This window comes from Neptuniibacter sp. QD48_11, from assembly GCF_047778095.1.
Lineage (GTDB): Bacteria > Pseudomonadota > Gammaproteobacteria > Pseudomonadales > Balneatricaceae > Neptuniibacter.
Genome location: NZ_CP180551.1, coordinates 56,067 through 68,608, shown reverse-complemented (window position 1 = coordinate 68,608; position 12,542 = coordinate 56,067). Strand labels below are relative to the sequence as shown.

Below are 12,542 nucleotides of genomic sequence, written 5' to 3'. Positions count from 1 at the left end.
AATTACTGGTGCTCAGCCAGTATTTCTCGCGCAATAATGAGTCTCTGAATTTCGCTCGTGCCTTCGTAAATTGAAGTAATTCGCACATCGCGGGCATAACGTTCCAGTGGGTACTCCTGCATGTAGCCGTAGCCACCTAAAAGCTGCAGCGCGCTGTAGCAAGCTTGATTGGCTTTTTCACTGGCAAAGAGTTTTGCCATGGAGGCTTCTTTAGCGAAGGTAAGTCCACGCTGTTTACGATCAGCGGCGTTTAAAAGGAGTAATCGGGCGGCTTCCAACTCGGTAGAACGATCCGCAATCATCCACTGCAGGCCCTGAAAATCAGCTATCGCTTTACCAAACTGCTTACGCTCTTTGGTGTAGGTGATGGCATAATCCATCGCGGCTAAACCAACACCCAACGCGAGAGAGCCTATGCCGATGCGTCCACCGGCAAGTTCTGCCACAGCAAGACGGAAACCATCATTTAGCTCACCTAGAATCGCCGATTCAGGTACAAGCACACGATCAAAGTGCACTTCATTGGTCGCTGAGCCATGTTGACCCATCTTCTTTTCTGCCGGGCCGACTGTGATTCCGTCGCTACCTGCTTCAACTAAAAAGCAGGTAATCCCCTTGCCTTTTTTCGCTTGCGGATCGGTCACCGCCCACACCACAAAGACGCCTGCAAACTCAGCGCTGGTGATCCACTGCTTAGTGCCGCTGATCTCATAACCTTGATCGGTTTTCACAGCTTGTGTTCGCATCGATGCTGGATCGGACCCCGCACCCGCTTCGGTTAAGCAGAAGCTACCTGCTCGATATTCGCCGCTGCAGATCAATGGCAAGTATTTAGATTTTTGTTCTTCAGTACCCATCGCCTGAATGACTTCCGCCACCATGTTGGTCACTGACATAGTCACTGCAGTTGATGCACAGGCACGGGCGATTTCGGTAATCGCTAAACTGAAGGCGACAGCTCCCGCTTCAGTACCACCATGGTCTACAGAGATGTTTAGCCCCATAAAACCCAATTCGGCGAGTTGCTGACAATTGGCCAGCAGAATGCTCTTGTCTTTTGTCTGATCCAGCTCCGCCGCTACCGGTGCTAATTCACTTTCAGCAAAGCGCTTGGCGGTATCCTGAATCAGTTGTTGTTCTTCTGTTAATGTGAAATCCATAAGGAATACCTTATTAGGGTTTACCCTAATCTATACCTTATATATTTCATTTGGTAAAGATAAAAATGACAGGCATAAAACAGACAAAATCTGAAGAATTCAGTATAAGCCTAGGAAAACAACAGATAAGTAGTAACCCCTATTAATTTTATTAACTTAAGAATTACTACAGGAGATGAGGATAAAAGGAAGTGTAAATTAGGCGATAAGGATCGAAGAAAGTTCGAGCATTTGCCCACGCATTGCGCGCTCTGATTCAGGCAAAACATCTTCGCTAGGCCAAAAGCCTGTCCGTAAACATTCAGCGTAAGGCGCTGCCAAATTCGCTTGCTGCATATTCTCGCTAGCCTGATCCGCAGGATAATCCAAGCGATGCCAGCTGACCTCAATGCCCTGCGCATTTGGCGTCAAAAGCATGTACCAGACAGAAGCCGTGCCATCATTCGCCGGCATGCCGATCACACCGCTATTCAGCCAATACCCCTGCTCCAATTGAGTTCCAAAAGGGATACCACAGTGGCCGCCAATCACAACATCAGTACCCGCTAGATCTAGCTGAGCCTGCTTATGTTCCGCTGAACTGCTGGCAAAGATAAATTCGTTTATCCGGTCGACACTGCCGTGCACAACTTGAAATCGTTTACCCGCCAGCTCAAAGCTGATTTGCCGAGGTAGTTGCCCCATCCAGAGCTTATCGCCTGGAGAAACCTGTTGACTGGCGAATCGGTACCATTCGACTGAGAGCAGGGAACAAGCCGAATCTTCCGAAAAGCCACAGCCACAATCAGGCGCATCCGCTGCTAAGGACTCTTCGCAGTTACCCATTACCACGGGAATACCCCAGTCACGGATTAACGCTAATGTCTCGACGGGTTCCGCGCAGTAGGCCACCAGATCCCCTGTGCAGATAACTTGCTGCAAAGACAAGCCTAAACTGTCGGCTTCCTGTTTAAGCGCTCTGGTGGCTGCTAAATTGCTGTAAGGGCCGCCAAATATCAGCAGCGGCCCCGTTAGTGTTCCAAGATCCATATTGCCTAAACTCACATTTCTTAGAGCTACATTCCTTAAATCTAGGGTTATCTAACCCATTACGCTGGCTGCAATTGCTTTTGGCTGGCTCCACCGACCAAGAACAGAACACAACCACCAATCATCACAACCATACAGATCCAAAGTAACTTAGTGTATTTATGCGCTTCGCCCAACATCGCCGTGTAACCCGAAGACTCCGTGAAGTAGAGCAATGCGCCAGCCATCGCGAGGATAAAACTGCCTAGGTAGCTCCAAACTGGAATATCACGGCGATTAGCCCACAAGCTGAAGAAGATAACTGGCACTAGATACATCGAAGCCGTACCGCTGACAGCTACCGCACTAAACAGATCTTTGTTGCCGATAAATACCATCACTAGGCCCATCAACATAAACAACGCCATCACCATACGGCCATTACGCAAATTCACAGGCAGAAGCTTCATATCTACAACCATCATCTTCGCCGAGCTGGTCAGTGTACTGTCCAAAGTAGACATGGCGGAGATGATTAAAGAAGCACTAAACAGGAACATCGGCAATTCACCCAACAGACGCGTCAACGCCTGATTCATATCTTCCCCTGAGATCGCATTCGCTCCCGCTATCACTCCTAATGAGCCAAACGCGATAATGCAGATACTGCTAATCCAAGCCGCATGGATGAAACTACGTCTTGTCGTTTCACGATCCGCCAAGAAACCTCGGTCCATCATCACTGGGTCGTGCATTGGGTAGCTCCACACTTGCAATAGGGCTACGATCAATAGGATTGGACCCGGATCACTAATTTCGAACGGTTTAAACGCGATCAGATCAGCATTGAAGTGGCCGCCACCAGCCACCAGTGCTAACAACACGGCCAAGACAGCAATAAACACCATCATCTGGAAAAAATCAGTGCGCAGGGACGCTTGTAAACCGCCCAACATGGAGTAGATCAAGGTAACAACCGCTAAGCCGACAACCGCCAATGTATAAGATTGCGTGCCTGCCGCACCAAACAAGATGCCGATAACCAGAAGGTTGGCAAATACCTCGCTGACCAAACGCACACCGATGACAAAGTTGTAACAGCGACTGCCCCATTGACCAAAACGATCAATTAGAAACGCTTGAACGCTCTCGTAACCTTCCTCAAATCGGAGGTGATCGACAATCTTCCCACCAGTCAAGAACGACAGATAATAAGCCGCGTAAGCTAATGTGCCCCATATCCCATAATAAAAACCCAAAATGGCTGCATTCAGTAATGAGCGCGCAAAGATCCAAGTCGTTACCTGCGAGAAAATCAGCGTTAATAGGCCCGGCGCCAGACCTTCTGCGGTGCGGCCTTTAAAAAAACTATTCTCATGAGTAACTTTGCGTGAAAGAAATACTGAAACCAGCGCCAAAGCAGACACCAGAGCTATCAGCCAAATATCCATAGGTAACTCCATTTATAAACGGGAAGGATGCTTGCTCAGACAGCAGTGCTGTTTAGCAGTTCCCCGTGTTTGCTAACAATCTATAAAAGACCACAACTTTATTTGATTAATCAATCAAATAAAGGAATCAAACTGGCGATAATGCCATACCTCGTTTATAACTATTAAGGTTCAATAAATTGATAATCAAGGAAGATATTTAATGATCTCTGCATATACTTAGTAGTAATTCCATCGTATGAGGAAAGTCTATGTCTGATGAACTCATTGTTTTTGCCGAAGAGGAAAAAAACGATTCCACACTAGCGGCAACAAACAACAGTTCACGACCCTGGAAGGTTTTAGTCGTTGATGATGACAAAGACGTTCACGAGGTAACGAAATTCGGCTTAAAAGGGTTGGTTTTTCTGGGCCAGCCACTCGAGCTCCTGCACGCCTATTCAGCTAAAGAAGCGCAAGAAACTCTCTCAAACAATGATGATATCGCGGTCATACTACTTGATGTCGTAATGGAGACAGAGAGCGCCGGCCTAGATCTGGTCAAGACGATTCGTGAAGAGCTAGCGCTGACCAATACTCGAATTATTTTACGAACGGGTCAGCCAGGTTATGCACCTGAAATTGAAGTTATCCTCAAATACGATATTAACGACTACAAAAACAAAGCCGATCTAACCCGAACTCGCCTTTACACCAGCGTTACCGCTGCCATCCGTTCCTATTCTGAAATCACCGCTATCGATTCCAGCCGTAAAGGCTTGGAAAGAATCGTACACGCCTCAAGTGAATTGATGTCACTACACGGTATTCGAGAGTTAGCCAACGGTATTATCTGCCAATTAGCAGCGTTACTAGGTATTTCAGAAGAAGGCATGATCTGTTTTAAGAAAAACAGTGACGACGAAGTTAATGCAAACGGATCCGAATTTACGATTGTGGCCGCGTCCGCTCAGCCTAGCAATCAAAAGGAATTCCCCGAAGTCATCGAAGATGCCAATATCAATGCCATGCTACTGGAAGCTAGCAGCAAGCGCCGCAGCATCGAAAATGACTATGCTTGCGTACTCTACTTTCCCAGTGAATTCCGCAACGACATGCTGTTGTACTTGGATATTCAACGCCCTCTGGAAGGTACCGAACACCAGCTGCTCGAAGTTTTCTGCAGCAATATTTCTGTTTGCTTAGATAATGCGACTATTCTGGACCGCTTACACAATTACGCATATTTCGATTCCTTGCTGAATATTCCTAATCGTGTTTCCTTTGCAAATCAGATCGACAAAATCATGCTCAGGCAGCTACATCCACAGCTTATTACACTAATCGATATTGATCATTTCAGTGGCATGAATGACACCTTAGGTTCAGAGTCCGGGGATGAACTGCTTAAATTGGTTGCAAACCGCCTAGCAGCTAACCTTCCAAAGGACTCGTTTATATGCCGTATATCAGGCGACACTTTTGGAGTTATGGGGCCTGAAGACAGCTTTACTGTTGAACAGATCAACGCAATGCTTACAAAGCCTTTTGAGCTTTTCGGAGACGACCTGACCATATCTATAACTCAGGGCTGCTACATTCTCAAAGATGCCAATATCAGCGGTAATAATGCAATTAAACGTGCGAACATCGCTCTAAAACGTGCCAAAGATATTGCCCGCGGCGAACACGTAGAATATACCCATGAGATAGAGCGCGAAACGCAACAACGTATGCTTTTACTACAAGGTTTACGTAAGGCATATAGTGAAGGCGAACTGTTCCTAGCGTATCAACCACAAATTGATCTACGCACCGGAAGAATCACCGGTTTTGAAGCGCTTATTCGCTGGCGAACAAAGAGCGGCGCATTAATATCCCCAGTTGAGTTTATTCCGGTTGCCGAAAGCTCAGGACTCATTGTACCTATAGGTGAATGGGTCATGGATACCGCCATGAGAGATCTTGAAACTGTCGAACAGAAGTATGGTTTGGGTCTTCAGGTGGGTATAAATATTTCTCCCGCCCAGTTCCGTCACCCCGATTTTTTAAAGTTAATTCAAAATAAATTGGATAACTTCTCGTTAAAGCCACAGCAAGTTGAGTTCGAAGTCACTGAATCTGTCGCCATGATAGATACCGATAGTGTGCGAGACATTTTACAGGTGATCCATGATCTCGGCGCTAAAGTTGCGATTGATGACTTTGGCACAGGCTTCTCCTGTCTAAGCTATTTAGAAACGCTAAACTTTGATCGTCTAAAAATTGATAAGTCCTTTATCGATAAGATGCTAGATAAACAAAAAGGGACTCATATTCCAGAGATGATCATCAACCTAGGTAGCGATCTAGATATGGCAGTTATCGCGGAGGGGGTAGAAACTGTCGAGCAAGTAGAGCGTCTCAAAGAGCTTAAGTGCTTTGAAGTCCAAGGCTATCACTATGCGAAGCCAATGGAATTGGAACAGTTATATGTTTGGTTAGATGAGCATTTGAGCCAGTAGGAAGAAGGTTAGCTAAAATCGATGGTAAGTTATTCGCTGATAACGCGATTGCGTCCTTCATCTTTGGCTTTATAGAGCGCTTTATCTGCGCGATCTAGCAACTGCTCGATGCTCTCGCCTGAATAAAACTGCACAACACCAATACTGACAGTGATATCCAACCCCTCAGGCTTTAATTGCTCCACTTTTTCACGAATCTCTTCAGCCTTTTCAGCACCGGACTCTAGATCACAATGCCCAAGTAAGATGACAAATTCTTCACCGCCAAAACGGGCAGGAATATCATCTTTACGGCAGGTACGGCCTAAGAGTTCACCCAATTCGCGCAGGACCTTATCACCAACCAGATGGCCATGAGTGTCATTCACCTGTTTAAAGTAATCAAGATCTAGCAACATGACGCTGAGCGGATCACTATGGCGTTCGGTATGCGCTAAACGCTGTTCAGCGGTCTCTAGAAGATAATAACGGTTGTAGAGACCTGTGAGCTGGTCTTTCAATGCGATCTCTTTAAGCAGATCTCGCTGCTGCTTAAGCGTGACATGAGTATTTACCCGCGCCAACACTATAGAGGGACGCACAGGTTTAGCAATGTAATCGACCGCACCTAGTTGCAAACCGAGCTCTTCGTTACGGTCGGCGTCTCGGGCGGTAACAAAAATGATAGGTATATCTTGGGTGTGAGGCTGTCCCTGAAGCTTCTGACAAACTTCATAGCCGCCCATATCTGGCATTTCGATATCTAACAGGATGAGATCAGGCACAGGATCAGCGACTGCTAACTTCAGACAGTCGTTACCACCGGTAGCAACTTTAATCCGGTAATGGTCCTTTAGACAGTTCGCTAAGACTTTAATATTGGAAGGTACATCGTCTACGATTAAAACGACAGGCTTGCTCATGTACCGTCGACTCCGTCCGAAAGCTCTGGTTGAATGCCGAGCGCTTGTTCCATTATAGTCAAACTATCCTCAGCTGCTTCAAAATCAAACGCTGATAATTTAGCCTGAAGCTGTTGTAATGGCTCCTCAAATTCAGAGCCTTTTGCGCTCTTCCATAAGTCATCATACTCTGTGGTATCTATATAGCTACCTAAATTAACAGCTTCGCGGATTGATAGAAGTTTTTCTTTTACTTCGCTATCCGTAAGCCCGATTTCATGGGTCTCTACTTTTTGTGAAACATACTCTGCAAAGCAGGCTTTCACCTCTTCATATGCCTGGAGAAATTCCGGGAAAACGAGTAAAGCACCATCTCCGTCATCTGCTTTAGCTAACTTTTCCAACTTAGCTGCCTGTTCCTGCAAGGCTATCGCTGATAAGTTAGCGGCCATGCCTTTTACAGCATGCGCCGATTTACCTGCCGAAGCCCAGTCAGAATTTTGTAAGTAAGTTTTAATATTTTCTACTATGGGATCAGCATCAATTGCAAAGATATCCAATAAGGGGGCAATAAGCTCTTCTTTACCCATCATACGGGCGATAGCATCCTGTTTATCCCAAACAACAGCTGTCATTTTTTCTGCTTCAATCGGTTCCTCTGGTGCGGTCAACGTTTCAGCAATCCCTAAGAATCGCTGTAACGCTTGATTAAGCGCAATAGGTGATACAGGTTTACTCAAGTAATCGTCCATACCTGCTGCAAGGCATTTCTCTCTGTCACCTGCCATCGCATTCGCTGTCATCGCGATAATTGGGATAGTGATATTTTTCTGTTGTGCTTTACCTGCCCTAATCTGCTGAGTCGCTTCATAGCCATCCATCTCAGGCATCTGGCAATCCATCAACACTAGATCGTAAGGGCAATTATTTTCTAAAGCCGTATTGAGGCTCTGCAATGCCTCGACACCATTACCGGCCATATCTGCTGTAAGCCCGAGTTCTTGCAGGATCCCTTGCACCACTAGTTGGTTAATTTGATTATCTTCAACAACTAAAATGCGCTTTTCACCCAGAGTTGGGTGACCTTCAATGGAGAGATCTTTCAAATAATGACTGGTCACCAACGGCGAGGCGTTATGCAATGCATCACCGCCATTAGCAACCACCTGAAGAGCATCGAAGATATCTGAGGTCGTTGCCGGTTTAGGGAAATAACCGCTAAAGCCTATATCGGCAAAACGTTTAGCATCACCACGATGCGCCATAGAGGTCATTAAGATGAGTTTAGATGCACTGAATCTATCATCAGCTTTCAGAGCCCTACCCAACTCTGCACCATCCATGCCTGGCATCTGCATATCCATAAAAACGACATCAAAGTGCGCTTCTGATGATTCGTAGAGTGATTCACAGCGGGCAATCGCATCATTACCATCTTCCGCTTCCACAACCTTCGCGCCCCAATGAAGCAACTGGGTAGACAGCACTTCGCGATTGGTTCTGTTGTCATCTACAACCAGAATATTTAGGTTTTCGATACCCATGAAAGGAACTACCGCTTCCGCTTGTTCACTCGCTTCTAGATAAACACTAAAGGTAAACACACTACCTTCACCCATTGTGCTTTGGACCGATATTTGTCCGCCCATCAGCTCACACAATTTTTTACAAATGGCGAGTCCCAATCCAGAACCACCATATTCACGGGTAGTAGATGCATCAACCTGACTAAAGGATTCAAACAATTCAGGTAGTTTTTCAGGTGGGATCCCTATACCTGTATCTTTAATTTCACAATCCAAACGTAATCTATCACCCACATGTTGCAGCTGTGAGCGAATTACAACTTCTCCATCACTGGTGAATTTAATGGCATTACCTACCAAATTAATCAACACCTGACGCAAACGACCTGGATCTCCTCTGACCATAGTGGTTTCAACAGCGGTGAGATCAAGAATAAGTTCCAAGCCTTTATCTTGCGCTTGCAGAGCCATCGCTTCCGCGAACTCGCCAAACATACCTCGCAAGTTAAAGTCGATACATTCGAGCTCTAACTTGCCTGCATCCACTTTAGAGAAATCGAGAATATCGTTAATCAGCGTAAGTAGAGAATGAGCACTGGTTTGAGCAACAACCGCACGATGGCGTTGGTCATCAGTTAGCGGCGTATTCAACAATAATCCCAACATGCCAAGGACGCCATTCATTGGTGTACGAATCTCGTGACTCATATTCGCTAAGAACTCACTCTTAGCAATATTCGCTTGTTCCGCTTCATCTTTGAGCGCGATGAGACTCTGCTCCATTTCACGCTCTACTGTCACATCCAGATTGGTACCAATCATTTTCAAAGAACGACCTTGATCATCGACCATATGAGCCGCTGTCGCTTTGACATAACGAACCGACCCATCAGGGAAGTTAAGCCTGAATTCACAGTGCCAATCATGTCGCCCTCGCACCGCCTCTTTTAAGGAACCTTCAGCCATTTCAAGGTCTTCTGGACAGACCCTTTCTCGCCAATAATCAAAATAGAGATGGTTATTAATCACCTCTTCCGGGACTTGGTAGATCTTGAGCATCTGATCATCCCACTGCAGTTCATTAGTGATCAGATCCCACTCCCAAATACCTAGCCCTGAGGATTCCACTGCAACATCCACACGACTCAAAGCATCTTCAAGCTTACCCTGCATATCTTCAGCTAGATCTAACGCTTTGATTAATCCCTGCTCTGCATCTACTCGAGTTGAGACATCACGGAAAGACCACACTCGACCAACAGCATGGTCTTCAACATACATAGGAATAGATGACTGCTCGTATGTTCGGCCATCTTTCAGACTTAAGCTGGTAAAATGGGAACGACTTTCACTATTGATCAAACCCTTAACATTTCGTGCAGCTTCATCCGCATTGTTCAGTTGTCTTAAAATAGGGCCCAGCACGCGAGAGCGATCATTAAATTCTTCTGGCAAACCCCAAAGTTCAGCAAAGCGCTTGTTGTAACGGATTACACTACCATCGTTCTTAGTTACCAGAATGCCGTTATCTGTAGATTCCAAAATCGAAGCCTGCATGGTTAATGCTTCGGTAATCTCAAGCTCCATCTGCTTGCGTTTGGTGATATCACTGCGGATCGCGACATAGCTAAGAGGGTTCCCCGTATCATCCTTAAAGGGAACAATGGTGGTATCGACCCAATAGATACCGCCTTGTTTATTACGGTTACGTATTTCACCTTTCCACACTTCACCTGAAGCGATAGTGCGATAAAGCTCAATGAAAAATTCCCTAGAGTGATAGCCTGAGTTGAGAATACGATGGTTTTGGCCAATTAACTCTTCTCGGCTGTAACCACTTATCTGAGAAAAACGTTCATTGGCATAAGTGATTGTCCCCTTTAAATCGGTAACCGCCACTATAGAATGCTGATCCAACGCAAACTTCTGCTCACCCAACTCTAACAGCGCCTGATTAGCTCGCTCAGCGCTACGTCGCAACTCGGCTTCATGCAGTTTTCGAGTCTCTAACATAATGTTAAAGGCATCAGCGAGCTGAGCCGTTTCGATATTATTGGCATTCACCTCGACTTGCTCAGCATTACCAACAGAAGCTTCTCGACTGGCATAAGCTAATGTTATTAGAGGTTTACTTATTCGCCCTGCGATCCCAAATCCCATCAATAAGACAACACATGCAGTAACAAGGCACAAAGCCAACGTTATTTGCCCAAGCCAGCGTGAAGGCTTTAACGCAATATCTAAATCGACTTCACTAACTAGAATCCAACGGATATTTTCCAACACAATGACATCATGCATACCGATTACAGGGACACCATTTGGACCAATATAGTTGAGAGCATGCTGAAGAGAGTTTGTATCAGTATTAGCCACCGCATGTAGATACATCTCAGTTTCTACTTTGCGCTTGAGCACTTCATCCCGATTATTACCAATAGGCGTAATCAAAGTGCCATCAATATTCATTAAATAATGAAGATGTTGCTGCTTTTCATCTACTGCTACATCCAGCAGATCAAAGACTCGGTCAAAGCGCAATTGGATCGCAAATGCACCGATAGTTTTACCTTCTTTATCATTAATTGGCGCAGTCAAAAAACCTGCAAAGGCATCATTGGAAGGCGCATAAAGCTCCATACCAGAGAATGAGACATTGCCACTACGGAGGGTATTTTTAACGCTGTAAGCAAACTTTGTGCGGCTGAAAGGCCCACGTTGTAGGCTTGTTCCAAAATCCTTTTCTTGAGCAACCGAAAAAAGGATATTGCCGCGGCTATCCACCAAAAATATATCGTAGATATAATCATAACGACGACTAAAGCTAATCAGGTCAGCTTTGTGTTTATCTGCTCGTTGGGACCAATCTTCGGTAAGCACATAGTCTTGAGCTTTTAATCCACTTAGCTGTAAACCACTTGAGAGAGAGGACAGCATAGAGGTGGTATCGTTAGATTCAGCTTTGAAACGCAGATCGACTACACGATAGTCAAACCAGTTTCTGATAGAACGGACGGTTACGAGGGAGGACTGACGAAGCTTTTCCTCTGCTGCCACCAGCAAACTTTCCTTAGCTTGTTGATAACTCAACCAAGAGACAAAGGCTAAAGGAATTAGCGCCAACAAGGTCATCCAGACCATAAGCTTTACACGCAGTGAAACCTTACGACCAGTATCAGGATTCGGTACGGAAGCCTCAGCTACCTCTTCCCTCTTCATACAGAGTACGTCCTTTGTCTAATTAAAGCAGATCAATTGCCGAAGGAATTATAAAACTGATCAATATCAAAGACCTGCTTAAGAATTCCATTCCTTTAAGCATAGCCTAATTTAGCTTTACGACAGGATAATTTCTCCACTTTATCGACCAATGATTCTGTTTGAGATGAACGTACTCACAAAAGTTGGGTAGCTCAGGCTTAATGTAAATTTTGCAGCGCAGTCTTTTCTCGCAGCAACTGCATTTCCATACGAAAAAGCTCCGCTTTTAAGTTAGGTAAACGCATTTCCATATCCTTAAGGTCATTTAGTAGATGCTGCCGCTCACTGCGACTTTTTCCATCTGCCACCAGCTTAGCTTCTGTTTTAATAATCTGATCTTTTAGCTTGGTTTGTTCAGCCTTGTTTTTTCGAATATCCGATTCAAGGTTTTTGACCACTTTTTCTTGCTGGTAAAGCTCTAGCCCTTGATTATATTTAGCCAAGAAAGCCCGATCTAAATCAGTCGGGCAAACATACGCATATTCATTACCTTGGCGACCCAAGCGATAGCCATTGTCTGGTTGGCAGTAACTTTTCAGCCCCTCTTTTCGCCCTTGCAGATAATCCTCAAGATTAAGGCTCACTTTATATTCTGCACAAGCCGACTGATGTTCAGCCAGATAGGCTTCTGTTTTCCCCTGCAAACCATCCCGATAACCGATGCCTTGCCAGTCTCCCGTTAAACACTCTTCTTGGCTTAAACTGGCACAGCCTGACAAAACAACAAACAACGATGCCAAAATCAATGAACGCATAGCAGAGAAACCTTCGA

7 protein-coding genes are annotated in these 12,542 nt (G+C 45.4%); 1 reads left to right on the top strand and 6 read right to left on the bottom strand.

Features of this window, described 5'->3' with window-relative positions:
• Positions 1–2: 2 nt before the first annotated feature.
• The 3 genes from ACMXYU_RS00290 to ACMXYU_RS00280 form a co-directional block, all read right to left on the bottom strand.
• The gene (locus tag ACMXYU_RS00290; protein WP_415899660.1) at positions 3–1,160 is read right to left on the bottom strand and encodes an acyl-CoA dehydrogenase family protein; all 1,158 of its coding nucleotides are present in this window, start codon (positions 1,158–1,160) and stop codon (positions 3–5) included.
• 198 nt (positions 1,161–1,358) lie between these two features.
• Positions 1,359–2,189 (bottom strand): metallophosphoesterase family protein, encoded by an 831-nt coding sequence (locus ACMXYU_RS00285; RefSeq protein WP_415899659.1) that lies wholly within the window; start codon positions 2,187–2,189, stop codon positions 1,359–1,361.
• A gap of 59 nt (positions 2,190–2,248) precedes the next feature.
• Positions 2,249–3,619: a sodium:proline symporter gene (locus tag ACMXYU_RS00280; protein ID WP_415899658.1), complete on the bottom strand. Its 1,371-nt coding sequence runs from the start codon at positions 3,617–3,619 to the stop codon at positions 2,249–2,251.
• A gap of 251 nt (positions 3,620–3,870) precedes the next feature.
• Here ACMXYU_RS00280 and ACMXYU_RS00275 point away from each other — a divergent pair, with 251 nt between their 5' ends.
• Positions 3,871–6,102: an EAL domain-containing protein gene (locus ACMXYU_RS00275; RefSeq protein ID WP_415899657.1), complete on the top strand. Its 2,232-nt coding sequence runs from the start codon at positions 3,871–3,873 to the stop codon at positions 6,100–6,102.
• A 29-nt stretch (positions 6,103–6,131) separates the two neighbouring features.
• Here the strand turns inward: ACMXYU_RS00275 and ACMXYU_RS00270 are convergent, their stop codons facing one another.
• The 3 genes from ACMXYU_RS00270 to ACMXYU_RS00260 form a co-directional block, all read right to left on the bottom strand.
• Positions 6,132–7,004, bottom strand: coding sequence for a diguanylate cyclase (locus ACMXYU_RS00270; protein ID WP_415899656.1), 873 nt, complete (start codon positions 7,002–7,004; stop codon positions 6,132–6,134).
• A complete protein-coding gene (locus tag ACMXYU_RS00265) occupies positions 7,001–11,728 on the bottom strand; it encodes a response regulator (protein WP_415899655.1) in 4,728 nt (1,575 codons plus the stop codon). The genes ACMXYU_RS00270 and ACMXYU_RS00265 overlap by 4 nt, the downstream gene beginning before the upstream one ends.
• 200 nt (positions 11,729–11,928) lie before the next feature.
• Entirely contained in the window at positions 11,929–12,525 is a 597-nt protein-coding gene (locus ACMXYU_RS00260) for a DUF2799 domain-containing protein (RefSeq protein ID WP_415899654.1), read from the bottom strand.
• Between the last annotated feature and the right edge of the window lie 17 nt (positions 12,526–12,542).

What these genes read in the sequence shown, in the direction of transcription:
- ACMXYU_RS00280 (WP_415899658.1), bottom strand. Translation starts at nt 3,619, where the DNA reads ATGGATATTTGGCTGATAGCTCTGGTGTCTGCTTTGGCGCTGGTTTCA.
- ACMXYU_RS00270 (WP_415899656.1), bottom strand. Translation starts at nt 7,004, where the DNA reads ATGAGCAAGCCTGTCGTTTTAATCGTAGACGATGTACCTTCCAATATT.
- ACMXYU_RS00290 (WP_415899660.1), bottom strand. Translation starts at nt 1,160, where the DNA reads ATGGATTTCACATTAACAGAAGAACAACAACTGATTCAGGATACCGCC.
- ACMXYU_RS00285 (WP_415899659.1), bottom strand. Translation starts at nt 2,189, where the DNA reads ATGGATCTTGGAACACTAACGGGGCCGCTGCTGATATTTGGCGGCCCT.
- ACMXYU_RS00265 (WP_415899655.1), bottom strand. Translation starts at nt 11,728, where the DNA reads ATGAAGAGGGAAGAGGTAGCTGAGGCTTCCGTACCGAATCCTGATACT.
- ACMXYU_RS00260 (WP_415899654.1), bottom strand. Translation starts at nt 12,525, where the DNA reads ATGCGTTCATTGATTTTGGCATCGTTGTTTGTTGTTTTGTCAGGCTGT.
- ACMXYU_RS00275 (WP_415899657.1), top strand. Translation starts at nt 3,871, where the DNA reads ATGTCTGATGAACTCATTGTTTTTGCCGAAGAGGAAAAAAACGATTCC.